Genomic DNA, 20,216 nt, shown 5'->3' on the forward strand with positions numbered 1-20,216 from the left:
CGTCGTATCGCCACACGGTATGACAAAACACGAAAATCCTTCCTCGCCTTTCTCAACATCGCTGCCATGAAAATCTGGATACCAGCATTTGTCAACAAAACCTAGTAAAAATTACCTCCTCCATTTCAAGGAAATAAAACAAGCACTTAAAGATATTAATAATCCTATTTTATATCATCATGAAAGCAACGTCTGGGCACCCACTACGACAGAATAAACACCACAAACCCCGCCTACTCATCCCTCGTACTTCATCACGATAGACTTACACATATCAACAAGACAATCGCGTAATTCTACAGGTGCAAAGACCGTAACATCTGTCCCCCATGTGAACAAATGATAAGCCATTTCATTCAAACCACTTGCTTGAAAGCGTACATCTAGAGAACCATCTTCTTTTTCTTCCTTATCCTGGGTAGGATGGAACAAAAAGTGACGCGCATCTCCCGCTGCAATAGGAGAAAAACGCAACCCAACCCTATGCTGCTTCCCTTGCCACACACCGAAAGAACGCGCTGCAAAATCCTGTATCGTCCAGCCCTCCGGCGGAGCCTGGGCGACACCCTCCGCACCTCTAAGGGCCGCCATTCGGTCCAATCGCCACAAACGCGGTTGTTCCTCCCCCTTAACAGGACCAACAAGATAATAGCTTTTTCCCGTTAAAAGCCCCCATGGGGAAACGCAACGCTCTTTTCCTCTATACATAAAACAGACACGGCTCACCGCCTTAAGCGCGTACCAGAGTGTCGTCAGAATTTTTTCATCAGCAGTAGGACGCGCTCCAGCTTGCATTGCATAACCTGTATTAAAAACAATCGAATTAATATCAGGAGCCAAGCGCGTATAAAGACTTTTCTTTAAGAGACATTCTACTTTTTCATATAAAGTCGACAACCAAGCCGCATCAGCATGACCATCTTGTTTTAATCGCCTCTCCGCTATTTTGAGGGCGGCCAGTTCTTCATCCGTTGGTACGTTTATAAATGAATCAATCCCATTAGGAATACGCCATCTATAGGGTTTTTCATCATTGACCGTTTCCAATTGTGGGAAAATACTCCTCATAATTCTCAACCAGCGCTCTGCCGTACGAGGGGTTGCTGCGTTCAACCCAACCATAATATCTTTTTTTGTTAAACCTTCACGATGACTTGCCATTCTTCGCAGCAAGCTCATCGTCATTTCGAGATCTTCCTTTCGTCCCTTCTCCTCCTTCCGCTTCGTTTTTCTTAGCTCACCATCTTTATTATCGTGATCTAAATTGTTGTTTGTATCGGTCATCATAATACCCCTTATTAAATATTATTTGAACGAACAGAAACAACGCATGGGAGTACTCCTCTCATATCCCAGCAGCCCAGCGCCCATTTTGCAGCTTGCCAATACCGCAGACAATTACGCGCCGACCATTGAGCTCGTCGGCGACTTTCAAATATTTCGATTGAAGAATTATGATGAAGATAATGCAAGATCATCATGGTGACAATATTCATGAGACAGAAAATTACGAACGACTTAACGACCATAACCATCATATAAGATCCTCCTCACAATGCGCTTCCTGCTCATGAAAAATATGTTCTTCTGAGAAAAAGCGTACAATATTGACGAGTCATGACCATGCCGCCTTGCCGCGTCATTTTCGGTCGCATAGCAACAGATATTTTAATATTTTTTATAGAATAGAGATTCTTTCTCTGTATAAATAAGACATGAATTTCATGTCATACGTTATGGAGGGCGCCATGTCTGATAAAAACGATCCTCATGCTAATGAAGAGCTTACAGAATTTTTGCAGGACATAGGGAAAAAATGGCCACTCTACAACTATAAAGAAATCATATGCACAAATTGTAGTGCTATTCTCTTTCATCATCAGAAATTACCGTTTGAGTGTCTCCCGCCACAAGATATGTTCAGATGTAGAGAATGCGGAGGAAGTGCTCTCAAAAAACGCCGGATCACACGGTGGGAAGCTACGATACGTGACCCTCTAAAACGACGGCGTACACGTAAAATATAATAGATAATAGACTCAGTATCACTATTGTTTTGTCTTATTAAAGAAGAATAACCTCTCTCTCCTCATCTTTAAAAGGTAATATCTAATGGCTAAAAAATCTATGCAATCTATCCTAAATGTGCTGAGCTTTCGCCCGAGTATCGGGATCAAAATTTCAGCACTTGATTACACAAATGCCGACTTACTGATGATCGCGAACGCTCTTAGTAGCGAAAGCTTTCTTATCATCACCGATGCCTCCAAAATGTCCGCTTCTATTGCTCTCACCTCGATGCTACAACGTCATAAAAAAAATGTTATTATCGACTTCACATAACCTCCCCATCACACAGCACATTTTTAACATCTCATCGAAAGAATACTCTATGAATAAAATCTCCTACTCGTCCATCTGCAACCTGACGCGTGCTGGAGCTGGAGTAAAACTCTCAGCACGCACCTATAACGCCTCAGAAATCGCAACCATCGCAAACACCCTCGACAGTAAAAGCTTTCTTATCATCATCGATGCTTCTGAAGTAACAGCCGGAACACTCATGAATTGTGTCGCACAGCATGACATTCATGTTGTTCTAGATTTTACTTAAAAGCCTTTGCCCCCTTTAAAAAGATGAATGATTCATCATCTTTATGTCACAGGCTTGAAAGATAGTCTTCCTTACGGTGGTTCCCACCTTACATTAAGGAAAGAGCTTTATGAAACGCTTCTTAAACACTGTCCTCATTAGTTCCGCTTCTCTTGCCGCCCTTGTTGGGGTGGCACAGGCGCAGCCGGCTCCGGCTGGCCCGGTAGGGCCTCCGCCGCCACCTCCGGGGCCGATGATGCAGCATCACCCGCATCCGCTCATGATCGCGCTGCCCGGCGTCGTGCTTTCTGAGGCCCAGAAAGAAAAGATTCATGCCATCTTAGAAGCGAACCGCCCTGACCCTGCACAGATGAACCCAGCGAATGACCCCCATCATCAGCTGATGGAGCTGCTCCAACAGCCGGGCGATCTGAAAAAGAGCCAGATCAAGAAGCTTGAAAAAGCCATCGAGAAAAGCGACCGCGCTCATCTTGAAAAGATGGTGGATGTGTCCTTGGCCATTCGTGGCGTGCTCACCCCACAGCAGATCCAGCAGGGCTTTGATAATCGCCAGAAAATCCATGATCTGCACCACCAGATTGCGGCTATTCTCCGTGCTGGGCAAGGCCCTGATGCGCCTCCTCCAGCTCCACCTGTTCCGTAAAACGGCGCAAAGCCCCGGTCTCTGTTGGCCGGGGTTTTCTTTTACCTTACAGCTTAGAGCTTTGGCAGCACGAACTGACTCACTGTCGGGCAGCCATCATGTAAGCCATCGCCTCGCGGCACTGCCTCATCCTTGATGACCAACAGCCCTCATGCAGGGAATGGTAGGTGCCGTTGAAAAACATGTCCGCCTCCTGAACGACGGCATGTCAGCACTCTACTCTTCATGATGGGGTTTTATGATAGGACAATAAACAGCGCCACATATCTTAAAATCATGGCGCCATCAGCCTGTGAACGCGGGCATGTTACTCCTCTTTACGTAAAACCCGGCAAACCGATGATGCCGCCCATATAATGGCAAGAGGCATAACCATATTTTCTGTAAAATAGGAGGTTTGATCAATCATAACCATTATTTTATCGGGAAAGAATACACCATAAATATGGTTATGCTGCACGCTTAAGAAATTGATTTTTATAAACATGGTGACACATTTACACATCAGAAGAAGTGCCGAACATAATAGAAAAGATTTCATTGAAAGCGTTTGAATCACTTTATAGTCCATCGTCTTGTCTTCCCTAATAAAACATTAACGCTTTAAAATGAATAGCGGCTCATTCCTTAAAAAACACGAGAAATGGATCACCTTCATGAGCAAGCCCCCTAAGAATGACTCCCTGCAATCATACCGATGCTCAGGACATCACAAAAACAGTTCTTCTGCCTTCCCTAAAAACCCGGCTGGCCAAAAACACCCGCAAAGTAAAACGCTATCCCCCACCTGACCGAGGAAGAATGAGCACGTATAGCGCCCTTAATACCTGAAGAAATGCCTGTGAGATCATCCATGCGCTGCACTTTTCTGTCCACTCTCGCTATGAATGGAAAAGGTTTCCAATTCATTTTGTCCCCTTGTCAGACAGTCAAAACATCACGGCCCCTCGTCAGGCTATTACCCACTGATAGGCCAAAGAATGCTGATCCTGCTGCTGTGACGTTTCTTGTCACGAACGAAGCACAATTGAGGTCATTGGGCGGTCAGATGAGGTGTCGAACGCTCCCCTTCGGCGGGATGATCCACTAGCAACGTCTGGTGAACAAGGATGCTCCCATGCGGTGCCGGAATGCTCATCTCTGACGTTCCCAAAAGGCTATCACCCCCTTGGAAAAACATCTCTTGCACAAAAGACTTGCATTGACCGGAAAACTATGAGAAAAAATAAATAGATTGGAATTATGTATAGCTCACTCAATCATAAGAGCCAGCCAGTCTTTCCCTTATTTTATTGTGTCAGAGGCTTCTCTCGTCGCTTATACGCGGCCTGTCCTTGTATGGCGTATGCGGGGGTTTCTCTTCCCGACGATACAGCCTTTTCCCACAAGAGCATTCATTCTCAGCCTCTGATCCCCCACGCCCCCGCTCCCTTATGGTGCGGGGCTTTTTGCGTGGGCTTTGTTTATCAAGGCTGATTATGTCTCACTCGACACTAACGCTCCAAGCGGGCCGTGTGGTCTTCTTTAAAGGCCACCGCTTTATTATACTCGCCTGCACGCCAACACATGCCGCATTATGTCCCATTGTCACCGCACCTTCTGTCCGACATCGCGCGGATTATGCGCTGAACTGGTGGGACTGCTTCACACTAGGGGCTCATGATGGCGATGTCGTGCGATGCCGCCCCATTATGGTGCCTCTCCACCTCCTGAAAGAGCAGAACCTCTTGTTAAGTGACACGTTACTGCACCATATTACTCAACAAGCTCGGCATGAAATCGTTCGCCAAGATGAAGAGACCCGCTATCGTGGTTATCAAAGCTCCTCACTTTATGGTTAAATCAATCGCCTTATGGGCGTTTTACCTGTGGCGACAGCGCTATAATTGTTGCGAAAGCGGTCATATTATTGTCCCTTCGCGCACACAGAACCATCCCACACGATGTCTTGTCTGTGGTATAATGCCCGAGCTTCTTTCTGTTTCTCCACCTTTGCTACCCACTTCCCCAACTCCATCAACATCGACCAAAGGATAAACCCCATGGTGAGGCCCAAAGCGCCGGGGGACGGCCCCAAGCGCACGCGCCGCACCACCGCGCCTAAAGACGACGACGCCCTACGGCGCAAAGTGCGCCAGCATGGGGCCACCCTTATTGACGCCCTTATTGAGATCGCCACCTCTGCGAGCAGTGAGAGCACGCGTCTTTCCGCTATTAAAGAACTTCTCGACCGCGGTTATGGCAAGTCTTTTTCCTCTGTTGAGCGTGCGTCTTCAACCGCAACACCTCCTCCTTCTCCCACATTGCTTATTCAACCGCCTTCTTCTTCTGCTTCCGACCATGATACCCCCCAAAAGCTCCCCAACAGCACCGACCCTCATTGAGGTTCCCCCAGCTTTTGGAGACTTTGGGCAATCATACCGCTACCGTCTTTGGTATGGCGGGCGTGGCAGTGGAAAGTCCTGGACGATCGCGCGCGTCCTCATTGCCCTAGCGGTAACGCGCCCTGTGCGAGTGCTCTGTTGTCGGGAATATCAAACATCTATTGCGGAATCGGTTCATAAACTTCTAGTCGATCAGATCACAGCGCTTGGATTAAACGCGTGGTTTGTGATCCATGACCAACATATTCGCGCCACGAACGGGTCAGAGTTTATTTTCAAAGGGCTCGCCCGCCATAGCCAAAGCATTAAGTCAACCGAAGGGATCGATATTGCCTGGGTAGAAGAAGCCCAGACGATCAGCCAAGAGTCCCTTGATATTCTCCTCCCCACTATTCGTAAGAACAGCTCCGAACTCTGGTTTAGCTGGAACCCACTTGAGCGTGACGCCCCCATTGAGCAACTACGGGAAAGCCTCTACGGCCATGACAATGCTCTGATTCAACGCGTCAATTGGTCGGACAATCCGTGGTTTCCCGACACACTGAACCAAGAGCGCCTGCGCTGTTACCAGCACGCCCCCAATCTCTACCCTCATATTTGGGAAGGGGATTATCGCCAAATTGGCCAAGCGTTCTTTGCGTTAAGCGACCTCCTGCACGACGATGCTCCGATCGACGTTCCCGCCCCTGTTGATGGTGTCTTTGCCGTCATGGATACGTCCCTTAAAGGCGGGGTCGGCAATGATGGCACAGCCGTGATCTATTTCGCGCTCAATCGTTTTGACCGCGCTCATCCGCTCACCGTGCTGGATTGGGAGCTTGTGGAGCTTGAAGCTGCAACGCTCGACCATTGGACACCGCGTGTGCTGACGGCACTCGAAGACTGGGCACGCCATACCCGAGCGCGTCACGGCGTCATCGCTTGTTTTATTGAAGATCGCGCCGCTGGTTCCGTCATTCTCCCTCAGCTCAAGCGCCAAGGGCTTAATGTGCAGGCTATTGATGCCGCTCTGACCGCCCGCGGGAAAGACCAACGCGCGCTAGAAGCCGGGCGCTTTACCTGCCAAGGCCATGTCCGCCTCGCCCGCCCTGCTTTTGACCGCGTGTCGCTCTTTCGTGGGCAATCGCGCAATCATTTCCTCACCCAAACAACCAATTTTCATCTCAGCGATCCACACGCCGCCCGGCGCAGTGACGATCTGCTGGACTGTTTTTGCTACGGCATCATCTTAGGATTAAGCGAGCTGTAGCGCCCCTTTCGTGATCACTTAAAAGGAGGCCCCCTTGGCCACGCACCACCTTACCAATGGCAGCAACGCCCTGTGGGAAACCCTCATGGGCGAACATATCCTCCCCGGTTTTGCACCCAGCTACGAGCTCTGCAAGCTGCTTTATACCGACCATCCCCTCGGCGCCAAAATCGCCCGTTTGCCCATTGATATGGCGATGAGCGAGCCGCGCCATGTGCGTATTGAAAACGCCCCTGATGATGAAGCCGCCCATGAGTTTACCAAACATTGGAACGACTTAGGCTGTGACCAGATCATTCAACAGGTCGCAAGCTGGGCGCGTGTGTACGGCATGGCTGTGCTGGGCTTTGGCGCCACAAACCCTAAAACCGGCGCCATCATCCCTAGTGACGCCCCCATTGATGCCCAAGACATCCCAGACCTCGACCTTTATTTTAATGTGTGGGATCCGCTCAATACAGCGGGTAGCTTGGTGCTCAACCAAGACCCTAACCAGCCCAACTATATGAAAACACCGTCCTCTGTGACCATTAACGGGCAAAGCTACCGCCAAGGCCGCTTTGTCGTGCTGATGAATGAAGACCCGGTTTATCTGGACTATGAAAGTTCAGCCTATGGCTATTCGGGCCGTTCCTGCTTTAAACGCTGCATCTACCCGCTACGTTCATATATGCAGGGGCAAATCGCCAATAGCCTCGTGGCACAAAAGGCCGGCCTTGTCGTTGCTAAGGTGCAACAGCCGGGCTCTGTCGCCTCCCGTGCGATGAAGATCTTTACTGAAGACAAAGCCGACATGCTACGGCTCAGTCAAAATGGTGACGTGCTGACCATTGGGCAAAATGACACGATTGAATCCCTCAATCTTCTCAATGTTGATAAGTCTCTCCACAGCTCACGGCAGAATATTATTGAAGACATCGCTGCAGCAGCGGGTATGCCCAGCCAACTGCTGAACTCCCAAACCCTCGCCCAAGGCTTTGGAGAAGGCACAGAAGATGCAAAGATGATCGCGCAATATATTCGCGGGCGTCGTCAATGGATGGCCCCGGTCTATCAGTTCTGTGACCAGATCGTGATGCGCCGCGCTTGGAATAGCGGCTTCATCAACGCGATGCGCGACAAACACCCCGAAAGCTACGGCTCTTTGAGTGATGAAGCGATCTTCCGTAATTGGAAAAACAGCTTCTCCGCCCATTGGCCTGCTGAAGAGGCGGAAAGCAATACGTTTGACCTCACCGCCAAACGCTTCTCCCTCATCCTCGACACTATCCGCACGACCGCCCCATTGCTGCAAGACAACCCGGACGGGAAAGACGCTCTTTTAACCATGCTTGAGCAGAGCATCAACAGCAGTTCCGGTGTGTTTGATGGGAAGGTGGATTTTGGGAAAAAGAAACGTTAACGAAATAAAAACTCTATCATGAACGGACATTGAGGAGATTAACCGCGACCGTTGAATCGCCTCACCTCAACGGGTTTGGAAAGCGCTACAACGTCACAATGATACCCCCCGTCCATGCCAGGGCCTGAACAACATCACACGCTATTCTACACCATCCTTCTAGAAGGGAACCCCCATGCGCTATTATAATCTCTGCATCTACCCCCCAGCGACACCCAATGAATCAGATACTCAGCCCATCCTACAATTCGCCAGCACCACAGCCCCCACACGCCCCGGCACACCTCAACGCATGCCCGGCGGCACCCCGACAGATTTACCTGACCCCGGGGCTCTAGATATTTCCTTCCAATTCACACAAGCTGATCTCGCTAAAGCAGATGGCCCAACAGGCGGTGCGTATGTGACGATTAGAGGGGTTGATATCACCACGATCAATCAAGCGTCCAACCTCGTCAATCATACCCTCATCCTCAAGGCCGGTATGAGCAAAGGCCTCCCCTTAAGCAACCCCAACCAAGTCGGCACGATCCTGCACGGCACCATTCAAAGTAGCCTTGGTAATTGGGCAGGGACAGAGATGGAGATCACCTTCTTCGTGTCCAACTACCAAGCACCAGAACACGATCCCGCCAAAACAGCCTATGTCTTTCATTGCCCTAAAGGGAAAAGCGTGAAAGAAACGATCAAACAAACAACCTTCCCCACATTTCACAAATTCAATGTCGTTCTCAAAATAAAAAACGATCCTGTTGCCCTCCATGACTTCGTTGGGTATTATACCAGCTTCAAGGAACTTTGCGTAGGATATTGCGATTGCTGGAAACAAATGTCAGGAAGCCTTCTAACCATTCATGTTTCCGGCCAAACAATCACAATCTTAGACCAGTTCTATGAACGTCCCATAAAGAAAATTGATTTTAACGACTTTATCGGCCAGCCAACGTGGAACGGAAAGAATGATATTACTATCATGTGCCCTCTACGAGGCGATATCCAAGTAGGGGATCTTATATCTTTACCAAAGTCAACTAGTACTTTAGGGAAATATGACACAAATATTCCTTCTCAAAGTATGCCCCTTCCTAAGAAAGATTCCATTTTTTCCGGTGAATTCACCGTAACATCAGTAGGGTATTTAGGTAGTTTTCGTGACAAAAAAGGGGATCAATGGATAACCACTATTCACTGCAAACCTTATTTAAAAAAATAATTATATTTGTGTGTTGACTTATGAAAAAATGATCATACCGTACACTTGATATTTTTAATGAAGTGGAATTCTTCTATGATCAGAAAACACTATGTTCTCACTCTTTTAGTTGTTACATTTTTCACAATCGGTACCCCCCTTGCACAACCAGGAACAATTTACGCTCCTGGTGAAACACCCATCGGAAGGTTTAGCTCGGATGGAACTATAACAGGATCAAATGGAGTCTTCCTAGGAACACTGAATGACGCTGGCACAATTTACGCTCCTGGTGAAACACCCATCGGAAGGTTTAGCTCAGGTGGAACTATAACAGGATCAAATGGCAATTTCCTAGGAACACTAGATGACTCTGGCACAATTTATGCTCCTGGGAACACACCTATCGGGCGAGTTGACAGAAATGGCTATGTAACAGGAAAAGGTGGAATCTATGTCGGTCAAGTTCCAGACCCTAGGATCGGCGCCCTTATGGTCCTTCACGTCATCAATATGCAATAACACCCCCCAAAAGTCTAACTCCCCCGCCCAAGGGCTTACGATGCAAAAGCGCCTTGGCCATTGGGCGGGAGAGAGATGAACAACAAGGGCTCACTGCCATAACGTGAAAGCCCCACGCGCACGCCATAAAGCCCCTCCTCAGAATACAAAAATAGCCTACAATATTAGGTTGACGTTCCCCCCCCAAGTAAGGAGCACAAAATTACAAGGAGGGAAATATGATTAATAAATATCTTTTAATCGCCACTATCTTCTGTATTCCTTTTCTTTCTGGAAACAGCTTTTCCAAGCCAGGTCCTATTTATGATACCTCAAGTACGCCTATGGGCTACTTTGATAAAAATAGCAATATAACAGGACGGAATGGAAGCTCGCTAGGAAAAATCGGGCCGGGAGGGGTTGTTTATGATACCTCCAACACACCCCTTGGGCAGATTGATGCAGGAGGCAATATAACGGGACAAAATGGGAACTCCCTAGGAAGAATAGGGCCGGGAGGGGTCGTTTATGATACCTCCAACACACCCCTTGGGCAGGTCGATGGAAGTGGCTACGTAACAAAAGAGGGTGAAGGCTCTATTGCTCAAGTCCCAGACCCTAAGATCGGCGCTCTTATGCTCCTCCACGTCATTAATCTGCAATAATCCCCCAAAAGTCTAACTCCCCCGCCCAAGGGCTTACGATGCAAAAGCGCCTTGGCCATTGGGCGGGAGAGAGATGAACAACAAGGGCTCACTGCTCATAACGTGAAAGCCACATTCGCACGAAACAAAGCCCCCCTCAGAATACAAAAATAGCCTACAATATTAGGTTGACGTTTCCCCCAAGTAAGGAGCACAAAATTACAAGGAGGGAAATATGATTAATAAATATCTTTTAATCGCTGCTATCTTCTGTCTTCCTCTTCTTTCCGAAAATGGCTTTTCTCAATCAGGAACTATTTATGGCCCTTCTTCAGGTACCCCCATTGGATTCTATGAAGATGGTGTCGTATTAGGAAAAAATAGTATTCCGATAATAAGAATCAGGAATGACGGTTTTATTTATAAATCTTCTTCGAGCACGCCTATTGGCTCGATTGATGAAGATGGTGTCATATCAGAACAAAATGGCACGCCACTAGGAAACATCGGAAGTGACGGTTTTATTTATGAAGCTTCTTCAAGCACACCCATTGGCTGGGTTGATAAAGACGGCAATGTAATGGGACGAAATAGTATTCCTATTGCTCAAGTCCCAGACCCTAGGATCGGCGCCCTCATGCTTCTCGGCGTCATTAAAATGCACTAAGGCCCAAGAGTTCGACTGCCCCGCCAAGGGCTTACGATGCAAAAGCACCTTGGCCGTTGGGCGGGACAATAACAGTGCAATACCGTAACATTAATAGAAAACCTCACCTTTACTCTCGTGATCATTCACATGGCTGCTACAGCAGGCACAACAGTCTTTTGACCCTTAAAGCCATTTCTACATCTTTCCACACATACCCCTCTCTATAAGGACATTTCCCCATGACGAAGCACGCTGGCTTTGCTTATAGTGCCGGTGATCGGCTTCTATTACTTAAAAAACGCGATGGTACATGGGAGCTCCCCAGCACATTAACCCATGCAGGTGAAGCGCCTTTACAAGCTGCCGAACACGCAAGTACCTCTTTGCTCGGCATGGCGCCAGAAGGTACCGTTCTTTGGGCCGTCACACAGCCGCTCAAGGATGGTGAGCAGACCATCTATGCCAAGCGAGTGGACACGCCCTTCACACCAAACCTCAGTAAAGACCACAGCGCTTATGGCTGGTTTAAGCGTGATCAGCTCCCCCATCCCCTGTCCTCTGGGGTGGGAAACGTCGCCCAGCGTTTTTCGATGGATCTCATCACCCTTTGCAAATCTATGGCAGATGAGCAGTTTTCAAGCCCTGAACGTTTTTACAATGTCACGCTTTTTGCCATGCGCATCACTGGGACAGGCTGGGCCTATCGCGGTGGGGAGCGTGGCGAATATACGTTACGTAAACGTGACATCTGGACATCCCCTGACGTGCTTGAAAGCTGTCAGGGACTGCCTGTTGTGATTGACCATCCAGACAGTGCCATCACCGATGACCGCTACTTTGCCGAGCATATCGTCGGCACCATTATTTATCCTTTTGTGCGAGATCATGAGGTCTGGGGCATTGCCCGCATCCAAGATAAGGGGGTTGCCCATGCCCTTATGGAGCATAACTGGTCGACCTCTCCCGGTATTGTCACCAGTTCGCTCAGTCAAAGTCGCGACTTGCCTCATGGCACGCGCGTCACGGTAGAGGGTTCACCCTACCATCTCGATCATCTCGCCCTTGTTCCTGAAGGCGTGTGGGACAAATACCACCCTCCCTCAGGCATCGACACCCCCAACCAGCCCCGCGCACCCTCTGCACGGGGCTTTTTTGTATCTAACGGAGAACATTCCCCTATGGCCCGCACACACCATGATGCGACGCACGATACCCCAGACGCCCGCCTTGATAAAAACCTAGGCGCTACCGACCTCCATACACGCCTTGCGCGTTTATTAGACGAGGTTGACGACCTGAAAAAGCAGCTCCTCACGGCACCGAAAAAAGACGTGCGCTGTGATGACCTGTCCGATGGCGATGACGGCGACGACGCCAGCGCTGAAGGCGATACCAAACGCGATAAACAGGCCGCCCGAGCTGACCGCCATGATAGCACTCAGCGGTTTGATCAAGACGAGGTCTCCCCTCAAAAAGACACAGATGACCGCGCCATGATTGAGCGTATGGTCGCACAGATGCGCAAAGCTGGCGCCCGTGACGACGTCATTCTGTCCTGCTTGCGTGATATGGGCGCTGACCCAGCACGCTTCGGTTTTGATGACGCAAAAGAAGCTAAAGACCACGCTATTCGTGACCGTCTGGACGCGCTTAATCGCCGCAATGATGCTCATGAAGCGGAAATGGAAAAGATCCGCCGCCGCGCTACCCCATTGAGTGACGAAGACCATAATGAGATCAGCAATGCTGAAGCCAAAGCAGACTCCGTCACGCAGCCTTTAGGCCAGCAGACGCCACGCTATATCCCCGGTGAGAGTGTATCAGGCTATCGCCGCCGCTTGGCAGGAAGCTTGCAGAAACATTCACAGGAATGGGGAAAAACACGCCTATCAGACCTTGATGATGGTGTGTTTGAGATTGCTGAAAAGCAGATCTATGCCGATGCACGCGCCGCTGCATCACGCCCGGTCGCCTCAGCACCCAATGCGCCATTGCAGAAGATCAGCACACGCAGTGCTAGCGGCCACACGCGCACAGAGTATCGCGGCGGGTTCCGCAGCGCTTTCGGCGCTTTCATGGCTTAAATCCTCACATCTTTTTTCAGTATTATTTTTCTAAGGAACCATTTTTATGGCATCCGGCCTTAACGTAAATCCTTACACCACCACGCAGGCCTCCGGCCTTTTTGCCACCGATAGCTCCGGCTATGTGCAGGGGCTCGCTTTGCTTGACCCAGCCACACGCTACGCTCTCGCCACAGGCTATGTCGATGAAGGCGAAACACAGCCTCTTTGGGGCGGTATCGCCGTTTCAGAACAGGTGAGCCTGTTGCCCGGCGCGCCAGGTCGGCGCGGTCAAGCGCTGAAACGCGCAACGTCCGCTGCAGAAATCACCGGCTTTTCAGCGTTCAATCAATCGCATCATCTTGCCACCACGCCAAACTCTACCGCGCCACAGGCTGGGCCTGGTAACAGCTTAGGCTTTTTCCGCCTCGGCTCTGGCGTGCGCCTGCCCGTCTTGGCTGACCCCGCTCTGCTCAACCTCGCAGGGAAAGACATTTCCGCGTCTTTGTCATGGGACATGGACAAGCAGCGCCTCACAACAAGCTCGGGCTCCTCTGCTCAGGGTGAAGCGTCCACTTCTTCCTCAGCACCCCTTCCCGTCAAACTGCTGGAAATCGTGCAGAATAACGGCCTCGCCGCGTCCTATGACGCCACGTCCGGCAATTTAAGCTGGGTTCGTCTGCCGGATTCCGCCACCGGCTCCATCCTCGCCCTGATCCAGCTCTAAGGAGATTTCCATGCCTCTTATCGCACCTGCACGCCTCAAGGTTGACCCAAACTTTACCGACCCACGCGTTCTCGTCCATTACGCCCAGCGCTCCGGCTTTGCCGAGCTTTTCCCCGGCGGTGAGCCTGCCGTTCGTCTAGGCGAGCGTGACTTTGCCGTTTACGTCCCTGTCATGAACATGCGCACCATCGCCAAGGGCACTCAGTCTGGTTACAACGAACTACCGAGCGTGTCCCTCGTGGCCGACACCATCACGACGCCAACCTATGAGCAGAAAATCCGCGTGGAATATTCCCGCGAAGACCTCAACGCGGCTGGAAACTGGGGCCTCTCCCTCGCTCAAGCGTACAGCACCGGCATGCGTCAGGGCCACTTCCAGCTTCTGCGTGATGCGGCTTTGTTTGGCTTTAACCCACAGAACGGTGAAGGCCTTCTGAACGCTCAGCAAGGCACTGTGCGTGACAATCTGCCAGCCGATAGCAAAGGCAACACAACGCTGGATGCGTACGACGCAGGCGAGCTGTACCAGTTCTTGCTGCATCTAATCCAAAGCCAGCTTGTGCGCTGTAACCTCACCCAGCCTTCCGGGCAGTATAATATCGGTGGAGAGCCCGTTAAGGTGCGCTTGCTGATGCCACAGCGTATTCTGGCGCTGCTCACAACGAAGATTGTGCAGCTGACCAGCTATCAGCGCATCGGTGCCGGCACGCAGTCTGTCATGCAGGCCGTGATCGAAACCATGAAAGCAGCCAATGTGGACGTGCTAGCCGCTCCTGATGACGAGCTGATGGGCCGTGGCACCAACGGCACAGACGCCGTGATTGCCACCATCCCAGAACTCCCCAAACGTAACGGCTTGTCAACATTCGACACCAACGCATTTGGCGATGAGTTCGGCCAGAGCAACACAGACTGCAACGCTCTGTATGTGGATCGTTCCGTCCCAGCAGAGATCACAGGCCCTATCGGGGCTGAAGCTACCGACGTGGTGAGCTTTATGCGCACGACCAGCGGCTGGGCTCTGCGTGGTGAAGCAACGACGATCCTGTCTGTTCCCGTCTCCACCAGCGGTGTGTTCTCCTCCGCTCACTAACCTTATCAGGCCCTCTATGAAGCGCTGTTCCGTCAGTGAACATAGAGGGCTTTCCCTCCCGTTTTTCTCAGCAGGACATGACGATGCGGCTTTATATCGGCAACCCGACCCACCAAACTCACGTTTTTTCCTACCGCCTCCCCGGTGATGACGCACGCGAATTGCGACGCAACCGGATCGGTGCGGGCCAACAGATTGTCATTGACGATCTCGACCCTGAAGATTGTGGTGACATCATCGCCCAACATCGCGCTTTTGGCTTCTGCTCTGTCAATGATGCACGACGCGACAAAAGCTACCGTGGACTTGTCTATTCAGACAACCAAGCCATCAATTTTCAGGCACTCGCACGGGGGTTGGAAGATAATTACGAAAAACTAACGGAAGAAGGCCGACAGAACCGCCGTTCCTCCGCTGAGAAAATTTCTGGCGTGGCGATGAAGAGCCTGAACAAACGCGGCTCCAAATCCGCCACCCGTGGGATGGAAGTCAGCGTCAAAGCGACCAGCGATGCGGACGAAACCGCCCCTAGCTCCTTCTCTGAAGAAACCTACAGCGCAGAAGGCAGCCCCCATGACTGACATCCCCACAACAGATGAGCCTACCATAGAGGGCTTCATCGCCTTTGTGCACAACGTCATGGGCGTGCCCACTGGGGCACAACCTGATGACACAACATGCGAGAACGCTTTCGGCCTCGCTCAAGACCTCGCCTTTCCAGAAATTCGCCGTGTTTCGACACGGCTTTATCGCAGCGCGGTCTATAACCTCGCCGCCTCTTTCCTCGTGCAAATGGCCCCGGATGCAGAGAACAGCTCTCCACCCCATTTCTGGCAAAATCTCCGCAATAAATTAGGAATTTCCGGCTTCGCACCCGGTATTATCCAGTCCAGCAGCGACAACGGAACCTCCCAGACATGGGCCATCCCTGAAGGCTTTAAGAACCTCTCTTTAGCCGACCTCGACGCCCTGAAAAACCCATGGGGCCGTGCCTACATCGCCATCGCCCAACAGTACGGCACGCTCTGGGCGCTGCGGTAAGAAAGAACGCGCTATGCCGTTTGTTTATCAACAGGCCTTTGGAAACATCTATTATGTTCCTTGGCCAAAGGGCTCTTATGACGAGAAATTCGTCGAAGAGCTCGAGCATCTCTTCATGCTCCATCCCGCCTCGAACCAGCTTCCACTCGCACGGCGGGTTAAGGCGGGCGTCTGAACCAAGACCCCACCCGACCCACGCGCTATTTATGGTCGTGACCCTTGGACGTCAGTTCCCAAGAAAGATTTTATTATACACGGTTATTCAGGAACCAGCGGTAATCGCCACAATATAAATCCCCACCTTATTGACGGACAAAACAACCCAGATGACCAAGAAATAGCCAATATTGGCCCAATCCCACGCGGCCGATACCGTATCAGCGATATTGACAACCATTCTAGTAAAGGTCGCTTAGTTCTGGATCTAGACCCCCTACCTAAATCAGCTTCTTATCCTGGCACAAACACCTTTCACCGTAGTAATTTTCGCATTCATGGTGCTAACCCTCTCTTTCCCAATGATTCTTCTGAGGGATGTATTGTCATAGCTCTTGACGCCCGTAACAAAATTAACGACATTGTCGGCAAAAAGAAGGATCGTCTTCTGATCGTTACGAGGTAGAAAATGAAAAACACCTCTTTTTTTTATGTAATATTTTATATACTCCTCTTCCCGACAGGTAGCTTACACGCATCATCTATACCCGTAGAACATTACCCATACTACTATGATGGGAAAATAGGTCTTCCTGAACAAAAAACACCGAAGACCATTGGATATAATTGCCGAGAAGCTGTAGAGAACTACGCTAAGGCTTTTCTTCATAATAACCTTGACATGCCCGTTGGCGAACCCTTCTCCCTTATCAGCAGTAAACAGTTGAGCTGGAGCCCTCTTCATAAGAAAGTTGGGCACCAGCCTGTCATTCGTGAGATTTATCTCACGACATTTATTAGAATCAATGGAGATAGTTCCTCCGTTATCAGCATATCAGATTCAACTGACGAGGAATGTGCTATGAATGGAAAATATTACAAAATTAGCGACGATCTAACAGGAGATGTCCCAGGATACCCGATGAAAGAGAACAAAGATGGTTCCTACACAATGTATGATACCGTTCTTCCCGTTCAGCATCCGTAATCTCCATTTAACGAAAAAAATCAGTTCATGAAACAGATTTCACTTTTTGGGATATTGGGACTTATCCTCTTTTCCTCCATAGAGACAACAAACGCCGCACCAAACCCAATATCCAGCCTCCCTCATTACTTCAATGGACAGCCAACACCTCCTCAACAACACACTCCTAAGTCCATAGGATATAACTGCGAATGGATGGCAGAAGAATCTGCAGCAGGTTTCGCCGCTGAACAGCTCAAAATGAGCTATACAGAACCTTTTTCCCATATCATTCGTAAACAACTAAGCTGGAGTTTATTGCATAAAAGAGACGAAAATCTTCCAGTAATGCGGGAAATATACTTCTTCCAGTTTACTCGGAAAAATAAATCCTTCAGTGCTATTGTCCTTACCGATTCTACTCATAAAAAAGGTGAGTGTGAGGTCTCATCTAAAGTCTATCGTGCCTTCGATGACATCGATATAAGTAAGGATGACCTATTAACTACTGAAAAAGATGATGGTTCTCGCCCTTCTGTCGTATCTCCGCATGACCCCTCAAACGCTTTATAAGCGGCTCACTATAACGGGGGGATATATGAAACCGGCTTCTTTGTTAGGTATACTAGGTATTACCATATTCTCCCTTATCCATGATGCACAAGCCATCCCCACTTCTATCTATAACTACCCTCACTACCTGAACGGAAAACCTGTTCCTCCCGAGCAAAAAACGCCACATTCATCCTGTTGCCATTGTAGAGAAACAGCGAAAATATATGGTGAACAACTTCTTCGCTATTATATAAAAAATATTCCACATGCCCCTTTTATACATATTGGTGCACAGCAAATGAGTTGGAATGCTTTAAATAAAAGGTTCAACAATCATCTTGTCTTTAGAGAAGTTTACCTTATTAACTTTATATAAAAAGATCATAAAGAATATAAAATAATTGCCATGCTTGACTCTATAGAGGAAGAATGCGGTCTATTCAATAGATTTTATAGTATAGATAAATTACTTGATGAAGACTTCTCTCACGCTCCCCAGCATTGACGACGCCACACACGCGGACAGTACCGTATCAGCGATATTGACCACCATTCCAGTAAAGGTCGCGTCGCGCTAGACTTAGATCCCCTCCCAAAATCAGCCTCTTATCCTGAAACAAACACCTTTCACTGTAGTAATTTTCGGCTCCACGGTCCCAACCCTCTCTTTCCCAACACCAACCACGAACATCCTCATTCTTTTTTACCAACACGCCTCCTCACCGTCCCCTCAGCAGCCTCTATTTGACAACAACACAAAGACGCGCAACGGATAGATCGTCTTAAATGATGCTGGTCATGGATACGCTATGTTGTCGCTCCTTCTCGCTCTTTCTTCCCTTGCTCATGGTTCAGACACGACACCAACTTTGTGCAAGCCTTCAGAGAAAGTCATCATCAGCGGCGAGACAGCTCAGGGCTATGCCTCACTCTGCGCAATTGGCACAGCATGGCATTATCGCTTTGGGCATCCCGGCCATATCACTTATGTTTTCCCGCATAATCATAGCCCAGCGCAAACCAACTTCGCATGGGGCACCACCGCTGCCAGTACAGCCTACAGTACGGGTGCTGATTATAGCTTTGCTGATAATGGAACCCGCACCTTTATTTTCTACTACGGAAACCCTAGCATAAAAAATATTCAGGCCGGTGTTATTCAAATACGAGATGGCGCTATTCTCTCTAATCTACCCTTCAAAACCGTCCGGCAAGAAAGTGTACAAGGGCTTCACAATGCTATACAAGCACATGTGCCTTTACTCATGAACAGTGACCCTATCCATTACCCACAAGGTTTGCAGTTGCCGCCTCCTTCTAAGGCGGTAGTTCAGACACCATGAAGGATACGCGTAAGAACCTGCTCTCAATTGCTTTTTACAATCGTCCCACGCATGATACGGCCATAGGGGTTATGTCGTAGGGAGAATGGTATGATAAAGCCACTGATGACCTTAGCCATGATGAGTACAATGCTCATCTCAGAACATGCAGCTTATGCACAGCCACACACTAAGAAGCACCACCACGTTCATCATAAGCATAAAAAAGCGACCACTTCCCCCTCTGACGATACCGCACCAAAGCCCCCGCCAGCACCCGAACGCACCCCCTTATGCACCAGCGATGAAACCGTCGTCTTTGGCTGCGATACAGGTGACGCACTTGTGGCCTTATGCCAGTCTCACGACATCATGCAGTATCGTTACAGTCAGCCCGGTCTGCTTGATGCCCACTATCCAGACACACCACAGCCTATGTCCCAGGCTTTTCGCGGTGACACTATGGAGTTCCCCGATGGGGATGGCGCTTACGTCACCTTTGTGCAGAACAATCAACGGATCACTGTCCTCACTGCTTTAGATGCCGCTGGCGTATCCATCAAAAAAGACCCTACGAGTGAACGTGAAGTCAGCAATGCCATCTGCCTCAAAGGAACCATTTCTTCCCAACTCGGCAAGACATTCTTCCAAGCCAACAAAATAACGCCACCCGATAGCCTTCCAGACAGCCCGCATGAGCCCTACCGCTTCCGTGTTCCTTTGGACTTTTACCCAACAAGCTCAGGCTTCATACCTCCCCATTTCTAACGCCGTAAGCTCAGCTTTATACGCTATTTTGTCTGGAAAGCGTCTCTCACAATGCGCATACTCACCCTGCTCGCTCTGAGCTTTGTTGCTCTTTCCTCCCACACCGCACGAGCTGCACCTCTGCCAACGCTATGCACGAGTGAGGAAGACGTCGTCATCAGTGGAGAGACCCCACGCGGCTTTGCCTCACTCTGTGCAGGAAAGAACGATGTATGGCATTATCGCTTCGGTGAGCCGGGGCATGTC

26 protein-coding genes are annotated in these 20,216 nt (G+C 49.6%); 24 read left to right on the forward strand and 2 right to left on the reverse strand.

Features of this window, described 5'->3' with window-relative positions:
* Window positions 1-237: 237 nt before the first annotated feature.
* Window positions 238-1,287 carry a helix-turn-helix transcriptional regulator gene (locus F457_RS0110350; RefSeq protein ID WP_083912765.1) on the reverse strand — a complete coding sequence of 350 codons (1,050 nt, stop codon included), beginning with the start codon at window positions 1,285-1,287 and terminating at the stop codon, window positions 238-240.
* 840 nt (window positions 1,288-2,127) lie between these two features.
* Here F457_RS0110350 and F457_RS0110355 point away from each other — a divergent pair.
* From F457_RS0110355 to F457_RS13840, 17 genes are all read left to right on the forward strand, one after another.
* Window positions 2,128-2,343 carry a hypothetical protein gene (locus F457_RS0110355; protein ID WP_156809434.1) on the forward strand — a complete coding sequence of 72 codons (216 nt, stop codon included), beginning with the start codon at window positions 2,128-2,130 and terminating at the stop codon, window positions 2,341-2,343.
* Between the two features lie 49 nt (window positions 2,344-2,392).
* Complete coding sequence (locus F457_RS0110360; RefSeq protein ID WP_018981072.1) at window positions 2,393-2,614, forward strand: hypothetical protein; 222 nt, start codon at window positions 2,393-2,395, stop codon at window positions 2,612-2,614.
* 109 nt (window positions 2,615-2,723) lie between these two features.
* On the forward strand, window positions 2,724-3,257 hold the full coding sequence (locus F457_RS0110365; protein WP_018981073.1) for a Spy/CpxP family protein refolding chaperone: 534 nt from the start codon (window positions 2,724-2,726) through the stop codon (window positions 3,255-3,257).
* 1,478 nt (window positions 3,258-4,735) lie between these two features.
* On the forward strand, window positions 4,736-5,098 hold the full coding sequence (locus tag F457_RS0110380; RefSeq protein ID WP_018981076.1) for a hypothetical protein: 363 nt from the start codon (window positions 4,736-4,738) through the stop codon (window positions 5,096-5,098).
* 201 nt (window positions 5,099-5,299) lie between these two features.
* Complete coding sequence (locus F457_RS12915; protein ID WP_018981078.1) at window positions 5,300-5,641, forward strand: hypothetical protein; 342 nt, start codon at window positions 5,300-5,302, stop codon at window positions 5,639-5,641.
* On the forward strand, window positions 5,598-6,890 hold the full coding sequence (locus F457_RS0110395) for a PBSX family phage terminase large subunit (RefSeq protein WP_018981079.1): 1,293 nt from the start codon (window positions 5,598-5,600) through the stop codon (window positions 6,888-6,890). Before F457_RS12915 ends, F457_RS0110395 begins: the two co-directional genes overlap by 44 nt.
* A gap of 34 nt (window positions 6,891-6,924) precedes the next feature.
* Complete coding sequence (locus tag F457_RS12920; RefSeq protein WP_018981080.1) at window positions 6,925-8,292, forward strand: anti-CBASS protein Acb1 family protein; 1,368 nt, start codon at window positions 6,925-6,927, stop codon at window positions 8,290-8,292.
* A 175-nt stretch (window positions 8,293-8,467) separates the two neighbouring features.
* A complete protein-coding gene (locus tag F457_RS0110405) occupies window positions 8,468-9,505 on the forward strand; it encodes a hypothetical protein (protein WP_018981081.1) in 1,038 nt (345 codons plus the stop codon).
* Between the two features lie 75 nt (window positions 9,506-9,580).
* On the forward strand, window positions 9,581-10,006 hold the full coding sequence (locus F457_RS14135; RefSeq protein WP_211209049.1) for a hypothetical protein: 426 nt from the start codon (window positions 9,581-9,583) through the stop codon (window positions 10,004-10,006).
* A gap of 218 nt (window positions 10,007-10,224) precedes the next feature.
* Window positions 10,225-10,650, forward strand: coding sequence for a 5-fold beta-flower protein (locus F457_RS0110415; protein ID WP_018981082.1), 426 nt, complete (start codon window positions 10,225-10,227; stop codon window positions 10,648-10,650).
* 214 nt (window positions 10,651-10,864) lie between these two features.
* On the forward strand, window positions 10,865-11,296 hold the full coding sequence (locus F457_RS0110420; RefSeq protein ID WP_018981083.1) for a hypothetical protein: 432 nt from the start codon (window positions 10,865-10,867) through the stop codon (window positions 11,294-11,296).
* 221 nt (window positions 11,297-11,517) lie between these two features.
* Window positions 11,518-13,362, forward strand: a complete 1,845-nt coding sequence (locus F457_RS0110425) for a DUF2213 domain-containing protein (protein WP_018981084.1) — start codon at window positions 11,518-11,520, stop codon at window positions 13,360-13,362.
* A 46-nt stretch (window positions 13,363-13,408) separates the two neighbouring features.
* A complete protein-coding gene (locus tag F457_RS12925) occupies window positions 13,409-14,068 on the forward strand; it encodes a hypothetical protein (protein ID WP_018981085.1) in 660 nt (219 codons plus the stop codon).
* Between the two features lie 10 nt (window positions 14,069-14,078).
* Window positions 14,079-15,161, forward strand: coding sequence for a major capsid family protein (locus F457_RS0110435; RefSeq protein WP_018981086.1), 1,083 nt, complete (start codon window positions 14,079-14,081; stop codon window positions 15,159-15,161).
* An 83-nt stretch (window positions 15,162-15,244) separates the two neighbouring features.
* Window positions 15,245-15,742: a hypothetical protein gene (locus F457_RS0110440; RefSeq protein WP_018981087.1), complete on the forward strand. Its 498-nt coding sequence runs from the start codon at window positions 15,245-15,247 to the stop codon at window positions 15,740-15,742.
* Window positions 15,735-16,202, forward strand: coding sequence for a hypothetical protein (locus F457_RS0110445; RefSeq protein ID WP_018981088.1), 468 nt, complete (start codon window positions 15,735-15,737; stop codon window positions 16,200-16,202). The genes F457_RS0110440 and F457_RS0110445 overlap by 8 nt, the downstream gene beginning before the upstream one ends.
* 13 nt (window positions 16,203-16,215) lie before the next feature.
* The gene (locus F457_RS13840) at window positions 16,216-16,377 is read left to right on the forward strand and encodes a hypothetical protein (protein WP_018981089.1); all 162 of its coding nucleotides are present in this window, start codon (window positions 16,216-16,218) and stop codon (window positions 16,375-16,377) included.
* 87 nt (window positions 16,378-16,464) lie between these two features.
* On the opposite strand, the gene F457_RS14300 is transcribed toward F457_RS13840, so the two are convergent.
* Complete coding sequence (locus F457_RS14300) at window positions 16,465-16,599, reverse strand: hypothetical protein (RefSeq protein WP_018981090.1); 135 nt, start codon at window positions 16,597-16,599, stop codon at window positions 16,465-16,467.
* On the opposite strand from F457_RS14300, the gene F457_RS14415 reads away from it, so the two are divergent.
* From F457_RS14415 to F457_RS13995, 7 genes are all read left to right on the forward strand, one after another.
* On the forward strand, window positions 16,558-16,824 hold the full coding sequence (locus F457_RS14415; RefSeq protein WP_408735140.1) for a hypothetical protein: 267 nt from the start codon (window positions 16,558-16,560) through the stop codon (window positions 16,822-16,824). The two genes, F457_RS14300 and F457_RS14415, sit on opposite strands and share 42 nt — an antisense overlap.
* A gap of 3 nt (window positions 16,825-16,827) precedes the next feature.
* Window positions 16,828-17,346 (forward strand): hypothetical protein, encoded by a 519-nt coding sequence (locus F457_RS0110460; protein WP_018981091.1) that lies wholly within the window; start codon window positions 16,828-16,830, stop codon window positions 17,344-17,346.
* A 27-nt stretch (window positions 17,347-17,373) separates the two neighbouring features.
* A complete protein-coding gene (locus F457_RS0110465; protein ID WP_018981092.1) occupies window positions 17,374-17,898 on the forward strand; it encodes a hypothetical protein in 525 nt (174 codons plus the stop codon).
* 25 nt (window positions 17,899-17,923) lie between these two features.
* Window positions 17,924-18,256 (forward strand): hypothetical protein, encoded by a 333-nt coding sequence (locus tag F457_RS13845; protein ID WP_156809435.1) that lies wholly within the window; start codon window positions 17,924-17,926, stop codon window positions 18,254-18,256.
* Window positions 18,257-18,689: 433 nt separating this feature from the next.
* Window positions 18,690-19,223: a hypothetical protein gene (locus F457_RS0110470; RefSeq protein WP_018981093.1), complete on the forward strand. Its 534-nt coding sequence runs from the start codon at window positions 18,690-18,692 to the stop codon at window positions 19,221-19,223.
* A gap of 90 nt (window positions 19,224-19,313) precedes the next feature.
* Window positions 19,314-19,970, forward strand: a complete 657-nt coding sequence (locus F457_RS0110475) for a hypothetical protein (protein WP_156809436.1) — start codon at window positions 19,314-19,316, stop codon at window positions 19,968-19,970.
* 51 nt (window positions 19,971-20,021) lie between these two features.
* A partial coding sequence (locus tag F457_RS13995) for a hypothetical protein (RefSeq protein WP_169584130.1) occupies window positions 20,022-20,216 on the forward strand: 195 nt, incomplete at its 3' end.

The sequence above is a fragment of the Saccharibacter floricola DSM 15669 genome, from assembly GCF_000378165.1.
Lineage (GTDB): Bacteria > Pseudomonadota > Alphaproteobacteria > Acetobacterales > Acetobacteraceae > Saccharibacter > Saccharibacter floricola.